Source organism: Paenibacillus sp. JCM 18996 (assembly GCF_055392555.1).
In genome coordinates this window covers 3,181,755-3,202,307 of record NZ_AP043884.1, presented here as the reverse complement: position 1 = coordinate 3,202,307, position 20,553 = coordinate 3,181,755, and the positions used below count along the sequence as shown (strand labels likewise).

The following is a 20,553-nucleotide window of genomic DNA, read 5'->3' as shown; positions in this document are numbered from 1 at the left end:
TTAGCCTTTTAGTTCCCAAACTTCAGGTTGTTGCGCTTGATGCGGATGCTCGGATCCGGCATACACTTTAAGCTTTGTTTTCATGCTTTCGCCAAGACGGTTCTTAGGAAGCATTCCGTGGATAGCAAGTTCAAGCATGCGCTCAGGTTTCTTTTGCAGCATTTCTTGAGCAGGCGTTACTTTCAATCCACCGGAGTACAAAGAGTGACGGTAGTACATTTTTTGCTGCAGCTTCTTTCCAGTAAGAACAATCTTGTCGGCATTAATGACAACTACAAAATCTCCAGTGTCTATGTGCGGAGTGAACTGCGGCTTGTGCTTACCGCGGATGATTGTTGCAGCTTCGCTCGCTAGGCGACCCAGGGTTTTCCCTGCAGCGTCAATAATGTACCATTTGCGCTCAACTTCGTTGGGTTTAGCCATGTATGTGGTACGCATTTACATATCCTCCTAAAAAAATATATCAAAACCTTGTTATTTTCAGCTCATTAGTTAAGTCAACTGTTCCATGTGTTCGTCTACTCGGGGCTGTGGGATAGCCAGTAGAAAACACAATTTCCATTTTACAATATAAACACGGAAATATCAAGGGGAATCTCTCAATTCCTCATAACTCACATGCCACAGCATAAGACCGTGAGGCTCGGCGGTCGGCCCCGCTTTCGCGCGGTTCTCCGCTTGAAGAATGGCGGGAAGATCGGAGCTCTTTCTTCTTCCTTCTCCTACCTGCAGCAAGGTCCCCACGATGATACGAACCATGTTATACAAAAAGCCGTTGCCGGTTAAAGTAATCACAATGATTCCTGAATCTTCGGAAGTGGGCTGCTCGTCTTTAATGAATTCAAGCGTGGCGTCATATATAGTGCGGACGTGGGTGCTTTTGTTCGACCTGACAGAGCAAAAGGAGGTAAAATCATGCTCTCCCACAAGATGAAGCAGCGCGGCCTTCATTTCCTTGACATTGAGTTTTCTGTACCAATGAAGCTGGGTTTGGTAATGAAATACATCTCTGTGCCGCCCGATCCTTATAAAATACTTATAGGTTTTGCTCTTGGCCGAACGGGTGGCGTGAAAATCGAGCGGCACTTCCCTGGCATTCGAAACCGAGATATCTACCGGCAGCAGGTTATTCATTGCCACACACCATCGGTCTACGGGAATCTGTGAAGAGGTAATGAAGTTGATAACCTGCCCTCGGGAATGGACGCCGGCATCCGTTCTTCCGGAGGCTAAAATTTTGATCTGTTCACCGGTCAAAAAAAAGAGGGCCTCTTCCAATTTATCCTGAATCGTGTTTTTGTTCGGTTGAGACTGAAATCCGCTGTATGAAGTTCCGACATAACTTACTACCATGCTGACGTTTCTCAAAGCGACCTCCGAACACGTGATGTTAATGGAGTCTGGAGAGGATATTTATCAATTCACCACAAAATAAAGCAGGCTTTTATAGTTCTGCCTGATACATACTTTACAAAAGCCCCGGTAAATACTACAAAAAAAAGGGCTTCATCAGAATCTTAAAGTAACAACCAACAAGAGAAAGCTCTATGTTAGTTGAAACCGGATTCTGTCCACCCTTTCCCGTGCCAAATTAGGCTCTGTCAACTAGCTCAAGATACACCATAGGAGCGGAATCCCCACGACGAGGTCCCAGCTTCAGAATACGGGTATAACCGCCTTGACGGTCAGCATAGCGGGGAGCGATATCCGAGAATAGCTTCTGGATTGCATCCTGTTCTTCGTTTGCAGCTTCACGGCGGACATAAGCCGCTACTTGACGGCGAGCGTGAAGGTCTCCGCGTTTGGCTAAAGTGATCAGCTTCTCTGCGATGGAACGAAGTTCTTTCGCTTTCGCTTCAGTTGTTTGAATGCGTTCATGTATGAATAAGTCAGTAACCAAGTCACGGAACAACGCTTTACGTGCACTTGCATCACGACCCAGCTTTTGGTAAGCCATGTGTTTAACCTCCTTCTTATTTCTGCTTGGTCTTGGTCTCTTTTATTCTTCCATTCTTAGGCCTAGTCCCAATTCTTCCAGCTTCTCTTGAACTTCTTCCAGCGATTTACGTCCAAGGTTTCGAACTTTCATCATATCTTCTTCTGTCTTGGTTATCAGCTCTTGCACGGTATTAATACCGGCGCGCTTCAAACAGTTGTAGGAGCGAACGGAAAGATCCAGTTCTTCGATCGTCATTTCAAGCACTTTCTCTTTCTTGTCCTCTTCCTTCTCTACCATGATTTCAGCGTCTTTAGCCTCATCCGTAAGCCCGACGAAGAGCATCAAGTGTTCTGTCAGGATCTTAGCGCCCAAACTCACAGCTTCTTCCGGCCGAATACTGCCGTCGGTCCATACTTCAAGGGTTAGCTTGTCATAGTTGGTAACTTGACCGACACGAGTATTTTCAATGCTGTAGTTCACACGAGTGATGGGAGTATAAATAGAATCAATCGGAATGACGCCGATCGGTTGGTCGTCCCTTTTGTTCTTGTCTGCTTGTACATAACCGCGGCCCCGATTGGCATGAATTCTCATATGAAGACGTGCATCGGAGGAAAGAGTGGCAATGTGCAGGTCTGGGTTAAGGATTTCAACATCACTGTCACCGCGGATATCGCCGGCTGTTACAATTCCTTCGCCTTCCGCATCGATTTCCAACATCTTTTCTTCGTCGGAATGGATTTTCAACGATAACCCCTTCAAATTCAGGATGATTTCTGTTACATCCTCAACCACTCCGGGGATTGTTGAAAATTCATGCAGCACTCCGTCAATCTGAACAGAATTTACCGCCGCGCCAGGTAACGATGAGAGTAAGATTCGACGCAATGAGTTGCCCAATGTCGTTCCGTACCCGCGCTCCAATGGTTCTACAACGAATTTTCCATAGCTTCCATCTTCACTAACAGATACGGTTTCAATTTTTGGCTTTTCAATTTCTATCATTAGATTTACCCTCCTCTAAAACGTCGCTTCCCTCTGGATACTTTCAATAAACCATGTAGTATGCCTATCCTACCCATCCATTATTCACATGTTTAGAATATTTATACCCCATACGATCCTGAATTAGACACGACGACGTTTAGGTGGTCGGCAACCGTTATGCGGAATTGGAGTAACGTCTTTGATCAGGTTCACTTCAAGACCTGCAGCTTGCAGAGAGCGGATAGCTGCTTCACGTCCTGCACCAGGTCCTTTAACCATAACCTCTACAGCTTTCATGCCGTGCTCCATTGCCGCTTTGGCAGCGGATTCGGCAGCCATTTGAGCGGCGAAAGGAGTGCTCTTGCGGGAGCCTTTGAAGCCCAGGTTACCGGAACTTGCCCAAGAGATTGCATTTCCGTGAGGATCTGTGATGGTAACAATCGTGTTGTTAAAAGTTGAACGGATATGAGCCACTCCGGATTCAATATTCTTACGGTCACGACGCTTGGTACGAGCTACTTTTGATTTTGGTTTTGCCATTAGTTTCTAACCCCCTTTATTATTTCTTCTTGTTCGCAACGGTACGACGAGGACCTTTACGAGTACGAGCATTGGTTTTGGTACGCTGACCACGAACAGGCAGTCCACGGCGGTGGCGGACACCACGGTAGCATCCGATCTCGATAAGACGCTTAATGTTCAGGCTTACTTCACGGCGAAGGTCACCTTCAACTTTAATGTTCTTGTCGATGAATTCACGGATTTTGTTCAATTCATCTTCGGTAAGATCGCGAACGCGAGTGTCAGGATTTACGCCTGCTTGAGCCAGGATCTTTTGAGAACTGGTTTTACCGATACCGAAAATGTACGTTAGACCGATTTCAACGCGCTTATCGCGGGGCAAGTCAACTCCAGCTATACGAGCCATTTATGCAGCACCTCCCTTATCCTTGTTTTTGTTTGTGCTTAGGATTTTCACAGATAACCATTACATTGCCTTTACGACGAATCACTTTGCATTTTTCGCAAATGGGTTTGACCGACGGTCTTACCTTCATTGTAATTACCTCCTGAGTGTTTCTGTTAAGAAACTTACTTCGTAAGCTTCGCTTGGTTTGCAGCAGCAAACCTACTAGACGATCTTCTCTTGCAAGGGTTTGCGGCTGCAAACCGTTCGTTAAGCTTGTCGTTTCTTTCATAGAAACTAACTTCACAAGCAATCCTTATTTATTTGAAACGGTAGGTTATACGGCCTCTGGTTAAATCATACGGAGACAACTCCACTGTCACTTTATCGCCGGGCAGGATGCGGATGAAATGCATTCTGATTTTACCGGAGACGTGGGCAAGGATTTTGTGTCCATTATCTAATTCAACCTTAAACATTGCATTTGGAAGAGGTTCAATCACTGTACCTTCAACTTCAATTACATCTTCTTTGGCCACAGTCATTCTCCTTTCTCATTCGCTTCGGCTTGCCCTGTGTGGACAAACCTATTCAGTGCATATCGTAGCTTCCCATTGGTAACACGGCCGGTTTCCAAAATACTGTCCGCCACCTCACTGCTGATCATGGACTCCAATTGAAGGTGAAGCAGGTTTTTCTTTTTAGGTTGGTCAAACTTTCGTTTGTCCCCATCCGCTATCAGAACAAATCGCTCATCAACGATACCGATGACGATGGCAGGTTTGCCGAGATCTCTTCCACGCAGCACCTTTACGATCTGTCCGATTTGTGGTTTCCTTGAATCCTCCACTCATCATCACCTTAGGTTAGGGTTTAGTTAGAATCTCGTAACCATCAGCCGTTATAGCGATCGTATGTTCAAAATGCGCGCACATGGATCCGTCTGCCGTTACAACCGTCCATTTATCCGCAAGCGTTTTGACAAAACGCTCTCCGGCGTTGACCATCGGTTCGATGGCCAGAACCATTCCCGGCTTCAATCTCGGTCCGCGACCTGCGATGCCGTAGTTCGGAATTTGAGGTTCTTCATGAAGCTTCGAACCAATGCCATGACCTACATACTCACGAACTATAGAAAGTCCTTCGTCCTCAACCGCCTTTTGAATAGCGTGTGAGATGGTGAATAAGCGAACATCGGGTTTCACTTCAGCTAGCCCGGTGTAGAGGGATCTCTCGGTAACTTCAAGCAGTTTGCGGGCTTTCTCAGAAATCTGGCCGACCGCGTAAGTCCAAGCCGAATCTCCATGATAGCCTTGATACTGCGCACCAATGTCAATGCTGATGACGTCACCTTCGCTTAATTTGCGTGAACCTGGAATGCCATGTACCAACTCTTCGTTCACTGAAGCGCAGATGCTGGCAGGAAAACCGTTGTAGCCTTTAAAAGATGGTATTGCTCCCTGGCTGCGAATATAGTCTTCAGCGAGTTGATCCAATTCTTTCGTTGTAACGCCAGGCTGAACAGCTTTAGCCAACAGACGATGCGTCTCAGCAACAATTCTCCCGGCTTCTCTCATAATCGCCAATTCAGCTTCGGACTTACAAATGATCATTACGCTTGACCTCGCAATAGTGAGCTGATTTCAGCGGTTACTTCGTCAATGTCCTGTTCCCCGTTAACCTGACGCAGGATTTCCTTCTGTTGATAGTACTGCAGCAAAGGAGCAGTCTTATTGATGTATTCGTCTAAACGAGTACCTACCTTCTCCTCAGTGTCGTCCGAACGCTGATAGAGCTCGCCCGAGCATTTGTCGCACTGCCCTTCATGCTTCGGAGGATTAAACAGAACGTGGTAAGTGGCTCCGCAAGATTTGCAAATCCGTCTTCCCGTTAGCCGGGCTAACAGCAAACTGCGGTCGACGGAAAGGTTGATCACATGGTCAATCTTCTTTCCCATCGCTTCAAGGATTTGATCCAATGCTTCCGCTTGAGAAATCGTTCTTGGAAATCCATCCAGCAAGAATCCTTTTTGGCAATCAGGCTGCTGCAATCTGTCCCTGACGATCCCTACCGTAATTTCATCCGGAACCAGCAATCCTTTATCAACGTATCCTTTGGCTTCAATTCCCAAGGGAGTCCCTTGACTCATAGCTGCGCGAAAAGCATCCCCAGTAGAGATATGAGGAATCTGAAATTCGGCAACGATTCTTTCTGCTTGCGTACCTTTACCAGCCCCCGGAGGGCCCATGAAGATTACATTCATTCCGAATACCTCCATATCTGGCGGGACGAACAGCACAATAGGTGCCGATGGCCGCTGCACTGCGGCTTCCACCAGAACCTATCTGCTATTTATTGATAAAACCTTTATAGTGTCTCTTAATCAATTGGCTTTCAATCTGCTTCATCGTTTCCAGCGCAACACCTACAACGATCAGAAGCGATGTTCCTCCGATCTGGACGGAGTTAGGCAAACCTGCGACTCGGCCCAAAATCATCGGGATAATGGAGATAAGCGCCAAGAAAAGAGCACCGGATAAAGTAATTCTCGTCATTACTCTGGTCAAATATACAGAAGTGGTTTTACCAGGACGAATACCAGGGATATATCCACCGTTCTTTTTCATTTGATCAGCCATCTGTTCAGGGTTAATCTGTACAAATGTATAAAAGAAAGTGAATCCGATGATCAGCATCACATATAGGACCATCCCTAAAGGAGCCGTTTGATTCATGTTGGTGATAATCCAGTCGGCCACAGCATTTCCTCTCCAGAAGCTTGCAAGCGTCGGGGGGAATACCAACAGTGACAGCGCAAAAATGACTGGAATGACACCCGCCGCATTCACCTTGAGAGGAATGTGCGTGGATTGTCCGCCATACATCTTGCGTCCTACCACACGCTTGGCGTACTGAACCGGAATTTTGCGTACCCCTTGCTGGATGAAGATTACTCCAACAATGATTAAAACGACAAACACCAGGATTATTAATACTTTGACGATGTTCAGGAACAACGCGCTTCCGGCATCGGCAATCTGGGTTTGGTAGATCTGTTGAATTCCTCTTGGAATGGCAGCGGCGATTCCGGCAAAGATGAGAATAGAGATACCATTCCCGATTCCTTTCTCCGTGATCTGTTCGCCAAGCCACATCAAGAAAGCTGTCCCCGCGGTAAGAACGATAGCAATCATCGCATAAGTCATGGCGCTCGGGTTAATAACAAGACCTCTATAGATATTGTTAAAACCGATTGCCAGACCTGTCGCCTGGATTAAACCCAGGACGATAGTACCATAACGGGTGAATTGAGCCAACTTTTTTCTGCCGGTGTCTCCCTCTTTTGCCCATTGTGCAAATTTGGGGATCACGTCCATAGAAAGCAGCTGGACAATAATTGATGCCGTGATATACGGCATAATCCCCATTGCAAAGATGGAAAATTGATAGAGGGCACCGCCGGAGAAGGTATTTAACAGACCAAACACATCAGTCGAACTCGATTGACTCTGCATGTGCAGAAGATTCGTATTGATGTTAGGCACCGGTATAAAAGCGCCTATTCTGTAGACGATGAGTATCAGTAAGGTAAAAAGGATCCTTCTTCTCAAATCATCTACCTTCATGATGTTCGAAATGGTCCTAAACATTAAATCACCTCGGTTTTACCACCGGCAGCTTGGATTTTTTCTACCGCAGACTCGGAGAACTTGTTCGCCTTAACTGTCAATCCCACAGTAATTTCGCCGTTTCCTAGAACCTTGATTCCGTCTTTAAATGCTTTAACCAGACCGGCCTCCTTAAGGATTTCCGGTGTTACTTCCGTACCCGCGGGGAATCGGTTCAGATCTTCCAGGTTTACTACCGCATATTCCTTACGGAACGGGTTGTTGAATCCGCGCTTAGGCAGTCGACGATACAATGGGTTCTGTCCACCCTCAAAGCCAGGGCGCACGCCACCGCCGGAACGGGCGTTTTGACCCTTGTGACCGCGAGTTGCGGTTTTACCCATACCGCTGCCGATACCGCGTCCAACACGTTTACGAACGGAACGGGATCCTTCAGCAGATGTAAGTTCATGAAGTTTCATCGTTGCACCTCCTCTAGAGCTATATTCACGATCGCCTTTTAAGCTTCGATTTCTTTGACTTCTACAAGATGACTAACCTTGTTCACCATGCCTCTGATGGCTGGATTGTCATTATGTGTAACCGTTTGGTGAAGCTTACGCAAACCAAGAGTGTTGACAGTGATGCGTTGGTCTTCACTGCGGCCGATCAAGCTGCGTTTGAGGGTGATTTGAATTTGTTTTGCCATTAGTTTCCCCTCCTAACCTAATAGTTCTTCTACTGTTTTTCCGCGAAGTTTCGCAACTTCTTCTGCTCTCTTAAGACGCTGCAGGCCTTCTAAAGTTGCGTTAACCATGTTGATGGAGTTAGAAGAACCTAGAGATTTAGTCAAGATATCGCCGACTCCGGCAAGCTCAAGCACCGCACGAACCGGTCCGCCGGCGATAACTCCAGTACCTTTGGAAGCTGGTTTCAATAATACTTTGCCGGCTCCGAAATGTCCTTGAACCAAATGAGGGATTGTCGTTCCAACAATTGGAACATGCACAAGGTTCTTCTTGGCATCTTCAATTCCCTTACGAATCGCATCAGGCACTTCAGACGCTTTACCGATACCAGCGCCAACCCAGCCCTTACCGTCGCCTACGACGACGAGAGCACTGAAGCTGAAACGGCGACCGCCTTTTACTACTTTAGCAACGCGATTGATATGAACAACTTTTTCAGTTAGCTCTAAAGTATTGGGATCTACTCGCAAGTGTATACCTCCTTATTTTACATTCTCCAATTAGAATTCCAAGCCTGCTTCACGAGCGGCGTCAGCCAACGCTTGAACGCGTCCGTGATACAAATAGCCGCTGCGGTCAAACACCACTTTATCGATACCTTTTTCTTTCGCGCGTTGAGCGATCAATTCGCCAACTTTGCGCGCAGCTTCTACATTTCCGCCGTTATCAACATCAGTCAGACTCTTATCCTGAGTGGATGCGGACACAATGGTTGCACCATTTACATCATCGATGATTTGAGCATACATATGTTTAGCCGAACGGAAGATATTCAGACGCGGACGTTCAGTAGTCCCTTGAATTTTCTTACGGACGCGAAGATGTCTTTTGAGCCGGGCTTTATTCTTGTCGCCTTTTGTGATCATTCGGATGTCACTCCTTTCATATCTTTTAAGAAGCGTACGTTCTTACGAACTTATTACTTCTTCTTGCCTGCTTTACCTTCTTTACGAAGAATACGTTCGCCTTCATACTTGATACCTTTACCTTTGTAAGGCTCAGGCTCACGAACAGCGCGAATTTTAGCAGCTGTAGCACCCACCAGCTCTTTATCGATTCCTTTAACAATAATTTTGTTGTTGGCAGGAACCTCGAACTCGATGCCTTTTTCTGGAACGATTTCAACCGGGTGGGAATATCCTACGTTAAGAACAAGCTTCTCGCCTGTCTTGTTGGCGCGGTATCCGACACCCACCAGCTCAAGAGTCTTAGAGAACCCTTCGTTCACACCGCTGATCATGTTCGCCAGAACACTGCGCGTTGTGCCGTGAAGAGAACGGTGCAATTTATTATCAGAAGGACGCTCCACGTTAACTTCGCTTTCAGCAACATTAATTTTCATGTCCTGATGGAATTCACGAGTCAGCGTTCCTTTAGGCCCTTTAACTGTTACTACTTTGTCATTCAAATTTACATTTACACCGTTAGGCAATGTAATTGGTTTGCGACCAATACGAGACATCTTTGCACCTCCATTCGATTACGATGTGTCTTACCAAACGTAGCAGATAACTTCTCCGCCAGCTTTAGTCTGACGAGCTTCTTTATCCGACATTACGCCATTGGATGTGGAGATAATAGCAATTCCAAGGCCGCCAAGAACCCTAGGGATTTCTTGACTCTTCGTATATACGCGAAGACCTGGTTTACTGATTCTCTTTAATCCGGAAATTACGCGCTCATTGTTAGGACCGTACTTTAAGAACAAGCGGATGATCCCTTGTTTGCTATCCTCAACATATTCAGCGTCGCGGATGAAACCTTCTTTTTTAAGAATCTCAGCGATTTCCCTCTTGATCTTGGAAGCAGGGATTTCTACCGTTTCATGACGAACGATGTTTGCATTGCGAATGCGTGTAAGCATATCGGCAATTGGATCTGACATTACCATTTAGCGAACCTCCTTCCCGTAAGTAGGGTATTACCAGCTTGCTTTTTTAACGCCAGGGATTTGGCCTTTATAAGCTAGTTCACGGAAACATATTCTACAGATTTTAAATTTACGAAGCACAGAGTGCGGACGGCCGCAACGCTCGCAACGAGTGTAGGCCTGTACTTTAAACTTCGGCGCACGCTGCTGCTTGATTTTCATTGAAGTTTTTGCCACTTAGTTTTACACCTCCGTTGACATGGATTGTCAAACTATTTAACGAAAGGCATTCCCAATTGTGTGAGCAACTCACGAGCTTCTTCGTCAGTCTTGGCGGTCGTTACGATCACGATATCCATGCCGCGGACCTTGTCGATTTTGTCGTACTCGATCTCTGGGAAAATCAATTGCTCTTTCAGGCCCAATGTATAGTTGCCGCGTCCGTCAAACGCTTTGGCAGACACGCCGCGGAAGTCGCGAACCCTTGGCAAGGCAACATTGAACAATTTGTCCAAGAAGTGATACATACGATCACCGCGCAGAGTAACTTTTACGCCGATCGGCATATTTTCACGAAGCTTAAAGCCCGCAATAGACTTTTTAGCTCTTGTAATGACCGGTTTCTGACCGGAAATGGATTGTAAATCCGTAACCGCGGCGTCAAGCACTTTGGAATTGGAAACCGCCTCACCAACACCCATGTTGATAACGACTTTCTCAATTTTAGGCACTTGCATTACGCTTGTATAGTTGAACTTTTGAATTAAAGCAGGAGTTGTTTCATTTAAGTAACGATCCTTTAATCTTGCAGCCATGATTTGTGGACCTCCTTTCTTGTTTTATCCGATTAGTCGATCACTTCGCCGGATTTCTTGGCTACGCGCACTTTTGTGCCGTTATCCAGTACTTTATATCCTACGCGAGTAGGCTTGCCGCTCTTAGGATCCACCAGCATTACGTTAGAAACATGAATCGGGGCTTCCTTTTCAATGATTCCGCCTTGCGGGTTTTGCTGAGAAGGCTTTGTATGTCTTTTGACCATATTCACGCCTTCTACAAGCACTCTATTTTCACGAGGGTAAGCTGCAATAATGCGGCCTTTCTTCCCTTTATCTTTACCTGTGATAACGAACACGTTGTCGTCTTTCTTCACATGCAATTTATTGTTGTGAGATAGGAGTTGTTTTTTTACTCTTGGCATATTCCATTCCACCTCCCGGGAAATGTTTTATTCCTGTCCAATCGGTTATTTATTAGATAACCTCTGGAGCAAGAGATACGATCTTCATGAAATCTCTGTCACGAAGCTCACGAGCTACCGGTCCGAAGATACGAGTTCCACGAGGGGACTTATCTTCCTTCACGATTACTGCCGCGTTATCATCAAAAGCAATGTAAGAACCGTCTTTACGGCGGGCTCCACGCTTAGTGCGAACGATAACCGCCTTGACAACGTCACCCTTCTTAACAACGCCACCTGGTGTTGCTTCTTTCACGGAGCAAACAATCAAATCTCCGATGTTAGCGGTACGGCGTCCGGTACCACCAAGTACACGAATACACATTAATTGCTTTGCACCGGAGTTATCTGCAACATTTAAACGAGAAAATGTTTGAATCATCCTGTATTCCCTCCTTCCACGGTTGCCTACATTCCCATAAACCGCTCAGAACCGTTAGATAATTACTGCCTTTTCAACAACTTCAACCAATCTCCAACGCTTATCCTTGGAAAGTGGACGAGTTTCCATAATTCTAACTACATCGCCGATTTTCGCATCGTTGTTTTCATCATGCGCTTTAAACTTTTTGGTGTATTTAATGCGCTTATGATAAAGGTTGTGCTTTTTATAAGTTTCAACAGCAACCACGATAGTTTTATCCATCTTGTCACTAACGACTTTACCGATTTGAAGTTTACGTTCGTTACGTTGTTCCATAGAGTGTCCTCCTCTCTATTTTAGCTGATCCCTAGTTCTCTTTCACGAATAACCGTTTTTGCTCGTGCAATTTCTTTACGCACTTTTTGAATTTGAACCGGGTTATCCAGTTGGCCGGTAGCCAGTTGAAAACGGAGGTTAAAGAGTTCTTCTTTAAATCCGGCAATCTTTTGCTCAAGCTCTGCAGTGGTTAGGTTGCGAAATTCACTAGCTTTCATTTGCTTCACCACCTAGTTCTTCTCTTTTCACGAATTTGGTTTTGATCGGCAATTTGTGAGAAGCAAGACGCATTGCTTCGCGTGCGACTTCTTCACTTACTCCGGCAAGCTCGAACAAGATTTTGCCCGGCTTCACCACAGCAACCCATTTTTCCACGTTACCTTTACCGCTACCCATACGAACCTCAAGAGGCTTTTGGGTGATTGGCTTGGCAGGAAAAATTTTGATCCATACTTTACCGCCACGCTTGATATAACGGGTCATAGCAATACGGGCAGCTTCGATCTGGCGGTTAGTAATCCATGCCGGCTCCAATGCTTGCAGACCGAATTCTCCGAAAGCAATTTCAGTACCGCCTTTGGCGCGGCCTCTCATGCTGCCTCTTTGTTGTTTACGATGCTTAACGCGTTTTGGTACTAACATGATTAGTTTCCTCCTTCCTCAACAACCTTTTTCTTAGCAGTTGGAAGAACCTCTCCGCGATAAATCCATACTTTCACACCGATACGTCCGTAGGTAGTGTGAGCTTCTGCAGTTCCGTAGTCGATATCCGCACGCAGCGTATGAAGAGGAACAGTTCCTTCGCTGTAACCTTCGGAACGAGCGATTTCAGCTCCGCCCAGACGGCCGCTTACCATAGTTTTAATCCCTTTAGCGCCGGAACGCATCGATCTTTGTATCGCTTGCTTCATAGCGCGTCGGAAAGACACACGGCGCTCTAACTGTTGAGCAATGCTCTCTGCAACAAGGATAGCATCCAGTTCAGGATTTTTGATTTCGGAAATGTTGATGTGAACTTTCTTTTTTGTCATGTTGGCGATGTAGTTGCGGATGTTTTCCACTTCCGTACCGCCTTTGCCGATAACCATTCCGGGCTTTGCCGTGTGAATAGTTACGTTGACACGATTCGCAGCACGTTCGATTTCAATCTTGGATACTGCAGAATCTTTTAGTTTATTTTTCAGGTATTCACGGATTTTCACATCTTCCAGAAGAAGATCTCCGAAGTCTTTACCTGCGTACCATTTCGACTCCCAATCGCGAATAATACCGATTCTTAGGCCCACCGGGCTTACTTTTTGACCCACACGCTGTCCCTCCTTATTTCTCAGATACCACTAATGTAATGTGGCTGGTACGTTTGTTAATCCGGCTTGCACGCCCCATTGCACGAGGCATAAAACGTTTCATGGTTGGACCTTGATTTACGTATACTTGTGAAATAACTAATTTTGCAGGGTCCATGGAGTAGTTGTGCTCCGCATTGGCAATCGCAGAATTCAGTATCTTCTCAACAATCGGAGAAGCTGCTCTTGGGGTGTGGCGAAGAATCGCAATCGCGTCACCAACGGCTTTACCGCGAATCAAGTCAATAACCAATTGCACTTTACGAGGAGCAATGCGAACATAGTTAGCTGCTGCTTTGGCTTGCATGGTAGTACCTCCTCTCAAACTAGGAATCATCCGTTACGATTTCCCATCGTATTATCTCTTGCCTGTTTTCTTATCTTCGCCTGCATGCCCTTTATACGTACGGGTTGGGGCAAATTCACCCAGCTTATGACCAACCATATCCTCTGTTACATATACAGGAACGTGCTTTTTACCGTCGTAAACCGCGAATGTATGGCCTACAAACTGCGGGAAAATTGTAGAACGGCGCGACCAGGTTTTAATTACCGCTTTCTTGGTGGCATCGTTCATATCTTCAACTTTCTTAAGCAAGTAACCGTCGATAAAAGGTCCTTTTTTCAAACTGCGTCCCATTGATGATCCTCCCTTCCCTTAACCTTGAATTCATTAAGAGACTATAGATTCAAGCCGCCTTACTTCGTACGTCTGCGAACGATGTATTTGTCCGATGCTTTGCCTTTTTTACGAGTTTTATATCCAAGGGTCGGTTTGCCCCAAGGAGACATTGGAGACTTACGTCCGATAGGAGCGCGGCCTTCACCACCACCGTGAGGGTGATCGTTAGGGTTCATAACTACCCCGCGGACTTCAGGTCTCTTGCCGAGCCAACGAGAACGTCCGGCTTTACCGATGCTGACGAGCTCATGGTCTTCGTTTCCAACGGAACCGATGGTTGCGCGGCAAACCTTCAAAACTCTGCGGACTTCACCGGAAGACAGGCGGATCGTTACATACTGCTCTTCCTTACCAAGCAATTGAGCTTCCGTACCGGCTGCGCGAACCATTTGTCCGCCTTTGCCAGGCTTCAACTCAATGTTGTGGATAACCGTACCTACCGGAATGTTCTCCAGTGGAAGTGCATTACCAATCTTGATGTCGGAACCGGGACCTGAAGTGATAACATCGTCAACCTTCAGACCTTTAGGAGCGATGATGTAGCTTTTCTCGCCGTCCGCATAGTGGATAAGAGCGATGTTTGCGGAACGGTTCGGATCGTACTCAATAGTGGCAACGCGTCCTGGTATTCCGTCCTTAGTGCGTTTAAAGTCGATTACGCGATACTTTCTTTTGTGGCCTCCGCCTTGATGACGAACGGTGATTTTACCTTGATTGTTGCGGCCGGCTTTCTTATAAAGAGGAGCCAGCAAAGATTTCTCCGGTGTTGATGTTGTGATTTCTTCGAATGTAGAAACGGACATCGAGCGACGGGCCGGGGAAGTCGGTTTGTATTTTTTGATTGGCATCCAGATTCCCTCCTTACTTTTGGAATGTATTAGACAGTTTCAAAGAATTCCAATTCCTTGCTGTCTGCACTCAAGGTTACAATGGCTTTCTTCCACTCGGAAGTATAGCCGGAATGACGTCCATAACGCTTTGGCTTTGCGGGCATTCTCAAAGTATTGACGTTAGTCACCTTCACGTTGAAAATAGCCTCGATTGCCTGCTTGATTTCGGTTTTGTTCGTACGAAGATCAACTTCGAAAACATATTTCTTATCAGCCATCATCTCAGCCGTACGTTCAGTGATGATTGGGCGCTTGATAATATCGCGTGGATTTTTCATTACGCAAGCACCTCCCCTACTTTTTCAGCCGCTTCCTTGGTGATGATCAGCTTGTCGTATACTAAAACATCAAGTACATTGATTCCGTCAGCTGCCACGAACTTGACACCAGGGATATTGCGTGCGGATAACGCAACGTTCTCATCATAGTTGGAAGCAACCACTAATGCTTTGCGGTCCACTTTCAAATTATTAAGGATTGCTGCGAATTCTTTTGTTTTTGGCGCGTTGAAGCTCAATTGATCCAACACGATGATTTGGTTATCAACCACCTTGGAAGATAGAGCCGACTTGATTGCCAAACGGCGAACTTTCTTAGGAAGTTTATAAGCATAGCTGCGTGGAGTCGGGCCGAATACGACACCGCCGCCCTTCCATTGAGGTGCACGGATACTTCCTTGGCGTGCACGTCCGGTACCTTTTTGCTTCCATGGTTTACGACCGCCGCCGCGAACTTCGGAACGGCCTTTAACTTTATGTGTTCCTTGACGCAAAGATGCTTGCTGCATTAGAACAGCTTCATGCATTACGTGCGCGTGGGGTTCGATACCGAACACTGCGTCGGCCAACTCAACTTCTCCAACCTGTGATCCGCTAACATTGTAAACTGCTACTTTTGGCATCAGTAATCCTCCTTTCTTGCCTTTCTTATGCTTTAACCGAAGACTTCACGCTAACATAACTGTTCTTAGGTCCCGGAATGGAGCCTTTAACCAACAGTACATTGCGCTCAGCGTCAACTTTAACTACCTGCAGGTTTTGCAAAGTAACCGTCTCGTTACCCATGTGTCCTGGCAGCTTCTTGCCTTTTGGCACTCGGTTTGCTTGAATGGAACCCATCGAACCTGGACCGCGGTGATAACGGGAACCGTGAGCCATAGGTCCTGTGGATTGTCCGTGTCTTTTGATAACACCTTGGAACCCTTTACCTTTGGACGTTCCGGTTACATCAACATACTCGCCCTCTGCGAACAAATCTGCTTTCAACTCTTGGCCAACTTCGTAAGCGCCGATTTCAATTCCGCGAAATTCTTTAATGTAGCGCTTAGGCGTTGCTCCAGCTTTTTTCGCATGGCCCAACTCCGGTTTGTTGGCTCTCTTCTCTTTCTTATCATCAAAACCGATCTGGATGGATTCATAACCGTCATTGTCCGTATCTTTCTTTTGAAGAACTACGCAAGGGCCCGCTTGAATCACAGTGACCGGCACTACCAAACCTTCCGGTGTAAATACTTGAGTCATCCCAAGTTTTCTACCTAAGATACCTTTGACCATTTGTTGACACCTCTTTTCATTGCTTCGTCTTATTTATTGTAATTTCAATCCATTAAAGTTTGATTTCAATGTCCACACCGGACGGCAGATCCAAACGCATCAACGCATCCACAGTTTGTGGAGTAGGATTCACAATATCGATCAAACGTTTGTGAGTGCGCATTTCGAACTGCTCTCTGGAATCCTTGTATTTGTGAACCGCACGAAGAATCGTGATAACCTGCTTTTCAGTAGGAAGCGGAATCGGACCGGAAACACCTGCACCGGAACGCTTTGCTGTCTCAACGATTTTCTCGGCGGATTGATCAAGAACTCTGTGATCATACGCCTTCAAACGAATACGAATTTTTTGCTTTGCCATATAAGTCCCTCCTTCTATCGCCCAAATTTTTTTCGGACATACTCAGTGAAAATATCCTGACGCCCTCTCCTATGGCAAAGGAGCCGGGTGTGTCAGCAACCTCTCACATCATCGCAACGTCACAGACCAACGTTCACTATTATATAAAAAAATCTTTTATAAAGCAAGTAAATTATGCATGAATCGCCTAACTTTTTTTCTCGCTTGTTGCGATGCAGCAGATGGAACTGAAATTATTCCGATCTGTTGGAAATCGGGGCGTTTTCGTATTGATTTTAATTAAGAAAAAGACCCCGGCTGCAATGACCGGGATCTTTATTTCCAAACGGTTATTACTTAACGATTGTAGCAACAGCGCCCGCACCAACAGTACGTCCGCCTTCACGAATCGCGAAGCGGGTTCCTTCTTCGATCGCGATTGGGGAGATCAGCTCAACGGTTACAGTGATGTTGTCGCCTGGCATAACCATTTCAGTACCTTCCGGCAGGTTGATGATACCTGTTACGTCAGTTGTACGGAAGTAAAACTGGGGACGGTAGCCTGTGAAGAAAGGTTTATGACGTCCACCCTCTTCTTTAGTCAGAACGTAGATTTGAGCGGTAAAGTTAGTGTGAGGCTTAACGGAACCTGGCTTGGCAAGAACTTGGCCGCGCTCGATATCTTTGCGGTCTACACCGCGAAGAAGGGCTCCGATGTTGTCGCCTGCTTGAGCGGAGTCAAGAAGCTTACGGAACATCTCAACGCCTGTTACGATCGACTTTCTTGTTTCTTCAGCAAGACCAACGATTTCGATCTCGTCTTGTACTTTAACAGTACCACGCTCTACACGGCCGGTAGCAACTGTACCGCGGCCAGTGATGGAGAATACGTCCTCGACAGGCATCAAGAAAGGCTTCTCAGTGTCGCGCTCTGGAGTCGGGATGTAAGTATCGATTTGCTCGAACAGCTCAACGATTTTGTCAGCCCATTCGCCATCAGGGTTTTGAAGTGCTTCACGAGCGGATCCGCGAACGATTGGAGTGTCATCGCCTGGGAATTCATACTCGTTAAGAAGGTCGCGAACTTCCATTTCAACCAACTCAAGAAGCTCTTCGTCTTCAACCATGTCGCATTTGTTCAAGAATACTACGATGTAAGGTACGCCTACCTGACGGGAAAGAAGGATATGCTCGCGAGTTTGCGGCATTGGGCCGTCAGCTGCGGAACATACCAGGATCGCTCCGTCCATCTGTGCAGCGCCGGTGATCATGTTTTTAACATAGTCGGCGTGGCCTGGGCAGTCAACGTGAGCATAGTGACGGTTAGGAGTCTCGTACTCAACGTGAGCTGTGGAGATTGTGATACCGCGCTCGCGCTCTTCCGGAGCTTTGTCGATCTGGTCGAATGCTACAGCAGCACCGCCGTATCTTTTGGACAATACAGTTGTGATCGCAGCAGTCAAAGTTGTTTTACCATGGTCAACGTGACCGATAGTACCGATGTTAACGTGCGGTTTATTACGTTCGAATTTAGCTTTTGCCATTGTGGAAATGCCTCCTTATAGGTAGGAATTTAATATATTAAGCGCCTTTTTTGGAGATGATTTCATCTGCAATGTTTTTAGGCACTTCTTCATAATGGGAAATCTCCATGGAGTAGACACCGCGTCCTTGCGTTCTGGAACGAAGTGTTGTGGAATATCCGAACATCTCGGACAGAGGTACCTTAGCACGGATAATTTGCGCACCAAAGCGTGCATCCATACCTTCAATACGTCCGCGGCGGGAGTTCAGGTCGCCCATAACGTCGCCCATATACTCTTCTGGAACGGTAACTTCCACTTTCATGATTGGCTCAAGCAGAACCGGCTTACACTTGTCTTTGGCCGCTTTGAGCGCCATCGAACCGGCAATCTTAAACGCCATTTCGTTGGAATCGACATCATGGTAGGAACCATCGACAACAGTAGCTTTGATGTCTACCAGAGGGAATCCTGCAAGAACTCCGTTCTTCATGGATTCTTCGATACCGGCCTGGATTGGCGCGATATATTCTCTTGGAATCGATCCACCCACAATTTTGCTTTCGAAAGTAAATCCAGCCCCTGCTTCCTGAGGTTCGAACTCAACCCAACAATGTCCGTATTGACCACGGCCGCCTGATTGTCGAACGAACTTGCCTTCAACCTTGGCTGGAGCACGGAAGGTTTCTCTGTAAGCAACCTGAGGTTTACCTACATTGGTTTCCACTTTGAATTCGCGAAGCATACGATCCACGAGGATCTCCAGGTGAAGCTCACCCATACCTGCAATAATGGTCTGGCCGGTTTCCTCATCCGTATGAGCACGGAAAGTGGGATCTTCTTCAGCCAGCTTTTGCAGGGCGATACCCATCTTGTCCTGGTCAGCCTTGGTTTTCGGCTCAACTGCAAGCTGGATAACCGGCTCCGGGAAGTTCATGGATTCCAGGATAACCGGATTCTTCTCGTCACAAAGTGTGTCGCCTGTAGTAGTATCTTTCAAGCCGACAGCTGCCGCGATATCTCCCGCGTAAACGATAGAAATCTCTTGACGGCTGTTAGCGTGCATCTGAAGGATACGGCCTACCCTTTCACGCTTGCTTTTGGTAGCGTTCAATACATAAGAGCCTGCTTCCAATTTACCGGAGTAAACACGGAAGAATGTCAGCCTACCTACGAAAGGGTCTGTCATAATCTTGAACGCAAGGGCCGAGAACGGCTCTTCGTCGGAAGATTTACGCACAGTCTCAGTACCGTCTTCCAGCATCCCTTTGATGTCAGGAACATCGATTGGAGCCGGGAGGTATTCAATAACTGCGTCCAGCATCAGCTGAACCCCTTTGTTCTTGTAAGAGGATCCGCAAATGACAGGGAAGATCTTGACGGATACGACACCTTTGCGAAGCGCTGTCTTAAGCTCTTCAATAGTGAGTTCTTCACCTTCAAGATACTTCATTGTAAGTTCTTCGTCCAGCTCGGCAATTTTCTCCACCAATTCCAAACGAAGCTCGCTTGCTCTGTCCTTATACTCGGCAGGGATTTCAACGACCTCGATTTCCTTACCCAAATCGTCTTTGTAGATATGTGCTTTTTCTTCAAGCAAATCGATGATACCGACGAAATCGTTCTCGGCACCGATCGGAAGCTGAATTGGGACAGCGTTAGCGCCCAACTTCTGACGCATGGAAGCAACGGCTCCCAAGAAATCCGCACCGATAATATCCATCTTATTGACATAAGCAATTCGAGGAACATTATAACGGTCCGCTTGTCTCCAAACGGTTTCGGATTGAGGCTCAACGCCTTCTTTGGCGCTGAATACTGCTACTGCCCCGTCCAACACGCGCAGGGAACGCTCTACTTCAACAGTGAAGTCAACGTGACCCGGGGTATCGATGATATTGATGCGGTGACCCTTCCAAGCGGCGGTAGTCGCAGCGGAAGTAATGGTAATTCCGCGCTCCTGCTCTTGCTCCATCCAGTCCATCGTAGCTGCACCTTCGTGCACCTCACCGATTTTGTGTGTACGTCCTGTGTAGAACAAGATGCGCTCAGTAGTCGTAGTCTTACCGGCATCAATATGAGCCATGATTCCGATATTGCGCGTATCTTTTAAGGAGAACTCTCTTGCCATCTGGTACTTGTCTCCCTTCGTCACTTTGCTTATTTTATAGAATCAGAAGGGACCTGCCGCTGGAGTCAGCGCAAACCTTCCATTCTTA

General features: G+C 46.6%; 35 protein-coding genes. All 35 read right to left on the bottom strand.

The window, feature by feature from the left end:
- The 35 genes from rplM to fusA all read right to left on the bottom strand — a co-directional run bounded on the left by rplM (position 1) and on the right by fusA (position 20,465).
- The gene (gene rplM / locus ACZ5N7_RS15755) at positions 1 to 438 is read right to left on the bottom strand and encodes a 50S ribosomal protein L13 (RefSeq protein ID WP_464655501.1); all 438 of its coding nucleotides are present in this window, start codon (positions 436 to 438) and stop codon (positions 1 to 3) included.
- Positions 439 to 585: 147 nt separating this feature from the next.
- A complete protein-coding gene (gene truA, locus ACZ5N7_RS15750) occupies positions 586 to 1,368 on the bottom strand; it encodes a tRNA pseudouridine(38-40) synthase TruA (RefSeq protein ID WP_464655499.1) in 783 nt (260 codons plus the stop codon).
- A 223-nt stretch (positions 1,369 to 1,591) separates the two neighbouring features.
- Complete coding sequence (gene rplQ / locus ACZ5N7_RS15745) at positions 1,592 to 1,957, bottom strand: 50S ribosomal protein L17 (RefSeq protein ID WP_464655498.1); 366 nt, start codon at positions 1,955 to 1,957, stop codon at positions 1,592 to 1,594.
- Between the two features lie 42 nt (positions 1,958 to 1,999).
- Complete coding sequence (locus ACZ5N7_RS15740) at positions 2,000 to 2,944, bottom strand: DNA-directed RNA polymerase subunit alpha (RefSeq protein WP_464655496.1); 945 nt, start codon at positions 2,942 to 2,944, stop codon at positions 2,000 to 2,002.
- Positions 2,945 to 3,067: 123 nt separating this feature from the next.
- Positions 3,068 to 3,466 carry a 30S ribosomal protein S11 gene (gene rpsK / locus ACZ5N7_RS15735; RefSeq protein WP_464655494.1) on the bottom strand — a complete coding sequence of 133 codons (399 nt, stop codon included), beginning with the start codon at positions 3,464 to 3,466 and terminating at the stop codon, positions 3,068 to 3,070.
- A 19-nt stretch (positions 3,467 to 3,485) separates the two neighbouring features.
- Complete coding sequence (gene rpsM / locus ACZ5N7_RS15730) at positions 3,486 to 3,854, bottom strand: 30S ribosomal protein S13 (RefSeq protein WP_464655493.1); 369 nt, start codon at positions 3,852 to 3,854, stop codon at positions 3,486 to 3,488.
- Positions 3,855 to 3,870: 16 nt separating this feature from the next.
- Positions 3,871 to 3,984, bottom strand: a complete 114-nt coding sequence (gene rpmJ, locus ACZ5N7_RS15725; protein WP_003333770.1) for a 50S ribosomal protein L36 — start codon at positions 3,982 to 3,984, stop codon at positions 3,871 to 3,873.
- A 169-nt stretch (positions 3,985 to 4,153) separates the two neighbouring features.
- On the bottom strand, positions 4,154 to 4,372 hold the full coding sequence (gene infA, locus ACZ5N7_RS15720) for a translation initiation factor IF-1 (RefSeq protein WP_464655491.1): 219 nt from the start codon (positions 4,370 to 4,372) through the stop codon (positions 4,154 to 4,156).
- A 2-nt stretch (positions 4,373 to 4,374) separates the two neighbouring features.
- Entirely contained in the window at positions 4,375 to 4,683 is a 309-nt protein-coding gene (locus tag ACZ5N7_RS15715) for a hypothetical protein (RefSeq protein ID WP_464655490.1), read from the bottom strand.
- A 16-nt stretch (positions 4,684 to 4,699) separates the two neighbouring features.
- Positions 4,700 to 5,446, bottom strand: a complete 747-nt coding sequence (gene map / locus ACZ5N7_RS15710; RefSeq protein ID WP_464655489.1) for a type I methionyl aminopeptidase — start codon at positions 5,444 to 5,446, stop codon at positions 4,700 to 4,702.
- On the bottom strand, positions 5,446 to 6,096 hold the full coding sequence (locus ACZ5N7_RS15705; RefSeq protein WP_464655488.1) for an adenylate kinase: 651 nt from the start codon (positions 6,094 to 6,096) through the stop codon (positions 5,446 to 5,448). The genes map and ACZ5N7_RS15705 overlap by 1 nt, the downstream gene beginning before the upstream one ends.
- A gap of 85 nt (positions 6,097 to 6,181) precedes the next feature.
- Positions 6,182 to 7,483, bottom strand: coding sequence for a preprotein translocase subunit SecY (gene secY / locus ACZ5N7_RS15700; RefSeq protein WP_464655486.1), 1,302 nt, complete (start codon positions 7,481 to 7,483; stop codon positions 6,182 to 6,184).
- A complete protein-coding gene (gene rplO / locus ACZ5N7_RS15695; protein ID WP_464655485.1) occupies positions 7,483 to 7,923 on the bottom strand; it encodes a 50S ribosomal protein L15 in 441 nt (146 codons plus the stop codon). Before rplO ends, secY begins: the two co-directional genes overlap by 1 nt.
- Positions 7,924 to 7,961: 38 nt before the next feature.
- Positions 7,962 to 8,150 (bottom strand): 50S ribosomal protein L30, encoded by a 189-nt coding sequence (gene rpmD / locus ACZ5N7_RS15690; RefSeq protein WP_464655484.1) that lies wholly within the window; start codon positions 8,148 to 8,150, stop codon positions 7,962 to 7,964.
- 12 nt (positions 8,151 to 8,162) lie between these two features.
- On the bottom strand, positions 8,163 to 8,660 hold the full coding sequence (gene rpsE, locus ACZ5N7_RS15685) for a 30S ribosomal protein S5 (protein ID WP_464655483.1): 498 nt from the start codon (positions 8,658 to 8,660) through the stop codon (positions 8,163 to 8,165).
- Between the two features lie 30 nt (positions 8,661 to 8,690).
- Entirely contained in the window at positions 8,691 to 9,056 is a 366-nt protein-coding gene (rplR, locus tag ACZ5N7_RS15680) for a 50S ribosomal protein L18 (RefSeq protein ID WP_464655482.1), read from the bottom strand.
- A 53-nt stretch (positions 9,057 to 9,109) separates the two neighbouring features.
- A complete protein-coding gene (gene rplF, locus ACZ5N7_RS15675; protein ID WP_464655480.1) occupies positions 9,110 to 9,652 on the bottom strand; it encodes a 50S ribosomal protein L6 in 543 nt (180 codons plus the stop codon).
- A gap of 30 nt (positions 9,653 to 9,682) precedes the next feature.
- Positions 9,683 to 10,081 carry a 30S ribosomal protein S8 gene (gene rpsH, locus ACZ5N7_RS15670; RefSeq protein WP_464655479.1) on the bottom strand — a complete coding sequence of 133 codons (399 nt, stop codon included), beginning with the start codon at positions 10,079 to 10,081 and terminating at the stop codon, positions 9,683 to 9,685.
- A gap of 30 nt (positions 10,082 to 10,111) precedes the next feature.
- Positions 10,112 to 10,297, bottom strand: coding sequence for a type Z 30S ribosomal protein S14 (locus ACZ5N7_RS15665; RefSeq protein WP_113022649.1), 186 nt, complete (start codon positions 10,295 to 10,297; stop codon positions 10,112 to 10,114).
- A 35-nt stretch (positions 10,298 to 10,332) separates the two neighbouring features.
- Complete coding sequence (gene rplE / locus ACZ5N7_RS15660; RefSeq protein WP_464655477.1) at positions 10,333 to 10,875, bottom strand: 50S ribosomal protein L5; 543 nt, start codon at positions 10,873 to 10,875, stop codon at positions 10,333 to 10,335.
- Positions 10,876 to 10,907: 32 nt separating this feature from the next.
- Complete coding sequence (rplX, locus tag ACZ5N7_RS15655) at positions 10,908 to 11,261, bottom strand: 50S ribosomal protein L24 (RefSeq protein WP_464655475.1); 354 nt, start codon at positions 11,259 to 11,261, stop codon at positions 10,908 to 10,910.
- Between the two features lie 52 nt (positions 11,262 to 11,313).
- Positions 11,314 to 11,682: a 50S ribosomal protein L14 gene (gene rplN, locus ACZ5N7_RS15650; protein ID WP_464655473.1), complete on the bottom strand. Its 369-nt coding sequence runs from the start codon at positions 11,680 to 11,682 to the stop codon at positions 11,314 to 11,316.
- Positions 11,683 to 11,736: 54 nt separating this feature from the next.
- A complete protein-coding gene (gene rpsQ, locus ACZ5N7_RS15645; RefSeq protein WP_464655471.1) occupies positions 11,737 to 12,000 on the bottom strand; it encodes a 30S ribosomal protein S17 in 264 nt (87 codons plus the stop codon).
- A gap of 20 nt (positions 12,001 to 12,020) precedes the next feature.
- Entirely contained in the window at positions 12,021 to 12,218 is a 198-nt protein-coding gene (gene rpmC / locus ACZ5N7_RS15640; protein ID WP_464655469.1) for a 50S ribosomal protein L29, read from the bottom strand.
- Positions 12,208 to 12,642: a 50S ribosomal protein L16 gene (rplP, locus tag ACZ5N7_RS15635; RefSeq protein ID WP_464655468.1), complete on the bottom strand. Its 435-nt coding sequence runs from the start codon at positions 12,640 to 12,642 to the stop codon at positions 12,208 to 12,210. Before rplP ends, rpmC begins: the two co-directional genes overlap by 11 nt.
- Before the next feature lie 2 nt (positions 12,643 to 12,644).
- On the bottom strand, positions 12,645 to 13,307 hold the full coding sequence (rpsC, locus tag ACZ5N7_RS15630; protein WP_464655466.1) for a 30S ribosomal protein S3: 663 nt from the start codon (positions 13,305 to 13,307) through the stop codon (positions 12,645 to 12,647).
- Positions 13,308 to 13,320: 13 nt separating this feature from the next.
- Positions 13,321 to 13,653: a 50S ribosomal protein L22 gene (rplV, locus tag ACZ5N7_RS15625; protein WP_464655464.1), complete on the bottom strand. Its 333-nt coding sequence runs from the start codon at positions 13,651 to 13,653 to the stop codon at positions 13,321 to 13,323.
- A 51-nt stretch (positions 13,654 to 13,704) separates the two neighbouring features.
- Positions 13,705 to 13,986: a 30S ribosomal protein S19 gene (gene rpsS / locus ACZ5N7_RS15620; protein ID WP_464655462.1), complete on the bottom strand. Its 282-nt coding sequence runs from the start codon at positions 13,984 to 13,986 to the stop codon at positions 13,705 to 13,707.
- A gap of 59 nt (positions 13,987 to 14,045) precedes the next feature.
- Positions 14,046 to 14,876: a 50S ribosomal protein L2 gene (gene rplB, locus ACZ5N7_RS15615; protein ID WP_464655460.1), complete on the bottom strand. Its 831-nt coding sequence runs from the start codon at positions 14,874 to 14,876 to the stop codon at positions 14,046 to 14,048.
- A 29-nt stretch (positions 14,877 to 14,905) separates the two neighbouring features.
- Positions 14,906 to 15,196: a 50S ribosomal protein L23 gene (rplW, locus tag ACZ5N7_RS15610; RefSeq protein ID WP_464655458.1), complete on the bottom strand. Its 291-nt coding sequence runs from the start codon at positions 15,194 to 15,196 to the stop codon at positions 14,906 to 14,908.
- Positions 15,196 to 15,819 (bottom strand): 50S ribosomal protein L4, encoded by a 624-nt coding sequence (rplD, locus tag ACZ5N7_RS15605; RefSeq protein WP_464655456.1) that lies wholly within the window; start codon positions 15,817 to 15,819, stop codon positions 15,196 to 15,198. The genes rplW and rplD overlap by 1 nt, the downstream gene beginning before the upstream one ends.
- Positions 15,820 to 15,844: 25 nt before the next feature.
- Positions 15,845 to 16,471, bottom strand: coding sequence for a 50S ribosomal protein L3 (gene rplC / locus ACZ5N7_RS15600; RefSeq protein ID WP_464655455.1), 627 nt, complete (start codon positions 16,469 to 16,471; stop codon positions 15,845 to 15,847).
- Between the two features lie 52 nt (positions 16,472 to 16,523).
- Positions 16,524 to 16,832 carry a 30S ribosomal protein S10 gene (gene rpsJ / locus ACZ5N7_RS15595; RefSeq protein ID WP_009589214.1) on the bottom strand — a complete coding sequence of 103 codons (309 nt, stop codon included), beginning with the start codon at positions 16,830 to 16,832 and terminating at the stop codon, positions 16,524 to 16,526.
- Positions 16,833 to 17,164: 332 nt separating this feature from the next.
- Entirely contained in the window at positions 17,165 to 18,355 is a 1,191-nt protein-coding gene (gene tuf, locus ACZ5N7_RS15590; protein ID WP_464655453.1) for an elongation factor Tu, read from the bottom strand.
- Positions 18,356 to 18,392: 37 nt separating this feature from the next.
- Positions 18,393 to 20,465 carry an elongation factor G gene (gene fusA / locus ACZ5N7_RS15585; RefSeq protein WP_464655451.1) on the bottom strand — a complete coding sequence of 691 codons (2,073 nt, stop codon included), beginning with the start codon at positions 20,463 to 20,465 and terminating at the stop codon, positions 18,393 to 18,395.
- Between the last annotated feature and the right edge of the window lie 88 nt (positions 20,466 to 20,553).

Coding starts and splice junctions, on each gene's coding strand:
- rplM (WP_464655501.1), bottom strand. CDS start 438: ATGCGTACCACATACATGGCTAAACCCAACGAAGTTGAGCGCAAATGG.
- rplQ (WP_464655498.1), bottom strand. CDS start 1,957: ATGGCTTACCAAAAGCTGGGTCGTGATGCAAGTGCACGTAAAGCGTTG.
- ACZ5N7_RS15740 (WP_464655496.1), bottom strand. CDS start 2,944: ATGATAGAAATTGAAAAGCCAAAAATTGAAACCGTATCTGTTAGTGAA.
- rpsK (WP_464655494.1), bottom strand. CDS start 3,466: ATGGCAAAACCAAAATCAAAAGTAGCTCGTACCAAGCGTCGTGACCGT.
- rpsM (WP_464655493.1), bottom strand. CDS start 3,854: ATGGCTCGTATAGCTGGAGTTGACTTGCCCCGCGATAAGCGCGTTGAA.
- rpmJ (WP_003333770.1), bottom strand. CDS start 3,984: ATGAAGGTAAGACCGTCGGTCAAACCCATTTGCGAAAAATGCAAAGTG.
- map (WP_464655489.1), bottom strand. CDS start 5,446: ATGATCATTTGTAAGTCCGAAGCTGAATTGGCGATTATGAGAGAAGCC.
- ACZ5N7_RS15705 (WP_464655488.1), bottom strand. CDS start 6,096: ATGAATGTAATCTTCATGGGCCCTCCGGGGGCTGGTAAAGGTACGCAA.
- secY (WP_464655486.1), bottom strand. CDS start 7,483: ATGTTTAGGACCATTTCGAACATCATGAAGGTAGATGATTTGAGAAGA.
- rplO (WP_464655485.1), bottom strand. CDS start 7,923: ATGAAACTTCATGAACTTACATCTGCTGAAGGATCCCGTTCCGTTCGT.
- rpmD (WP_464655484.1), bottom strand. CDS start 8,150: ATGGCAAAACAAATTCAAATCACCCTCAAACGCAGCTTGATCGGCCGC.
- rplR (WP_464655482.1), bottom strand. CDS start 9,056: ATGATCACAAAAGGCGACAAGAATAAAGCCCGGCTCAAAAGACATCTT.
- rplF (WP_464655480.1), bottom strand. CDS start 9,652: ATGTCTCGTATTGGTCGCAAACCAATTACATTGCCTAACGGTGTAAAT.
- rpsH (WP_464655479.1), bottom strand. CDS start 10,081: ATGGTAATGTCAGATCCAATTGCCGATATGCTTACACGCATTCGCAAT.
- rplE (WP_464655477.1), bottom strand. CDS start 10,875: ATGGCTGCAAGATTAAAGGATCGTTACTTAAATGAAACAACTCCTGCT.
- rplX (WP_464655475.1), bottom strand. CDS start 11,261: ATGCCAAGAGTAAAAAAACAACTCCTATCTCACAACAATAAATTGCAT.
- rplN (WP_464655473.1), bottom strand. CDS start 11,682: ATGATTCAAACATTTTCTCGTTTAAATGTTGCAGATAACTCCGGTGCA.
- rpsQ (WP_464655471.1), bottom strand. CDS start 12,000: ATGGAACAACGTAACGAACGTAAACTTCAAATCGGTAAAGTCGTTAGT.
- rpmC (WP_464655469.1), bottom strand. CDS start 12,218: ATGAAAGCTAGTGAATTTCGCAACCTAACCACTGCAGAGCTTGAGCAA.
- rplP (WP_464655468.1), bottom strand. CDS start 12,642: ATGTTAGTACCAAAACGCGTTAAGCATCGTAAACAACAAAGAGGCAGC.
- rplV (WP_464655464.1), bottom strand. CDS start 13,653: ATGCAAGCCAAAGCAGCAGCTAACTATGTTCGCATTGCTCCTCGTAAA.
- rpsS (WP_464655462.1), bottom strand. CDS start 13,986: ATGGGACGCAGTTTGAAAAAAGGACCTTTTATCGACGGTTACTTGCTT.
- rplB (WP_464655460.1), bottom strand. CDS start 14,876: ATGCCAATCAAAAAATACAAACCGACTTCCCCGGCCCGTCGCTCGATG.
- rplW (WP_464655458.1), bottom strand. CDS start 15,196: ATGAAAAATCCACGCGATATTATCAAGCGCCCAATCATCACTGAACGT.
- rplD (WP_464655456.1), bottom strand. CDS start 15,819: ATGCCAAAAGTAGCAGTTTACAATGTTAGCGGATCACAGGTTGGAGAA.
- rplC (WP_464655455.1), bottom strand. CDS start 16,471: ATGGTCAAAGGTATCTTAGGTAGAAAACTTGGGATGACTCAAGTATTT.
- rpsJ (WP_009589214.1), bottom strand. CDS start 16,832: ATGGCAAAGCAAAAAATTCGTATTCGTTTGAAGGCGTATGATCACAGA.
- tuf (WP_464655453.1), bottom strand. CDS start 18,355: ATGGCAAAAGCTAAATTCGAACGTAATAAACCGCACGTTAACATCGGT.
- fusA (WP_464655451.1), bottom strand. CDS start 20,465: ATGGCAAGAGAGTTCTCCTTAAAAGATACGCGCAATATCGGAATCATG.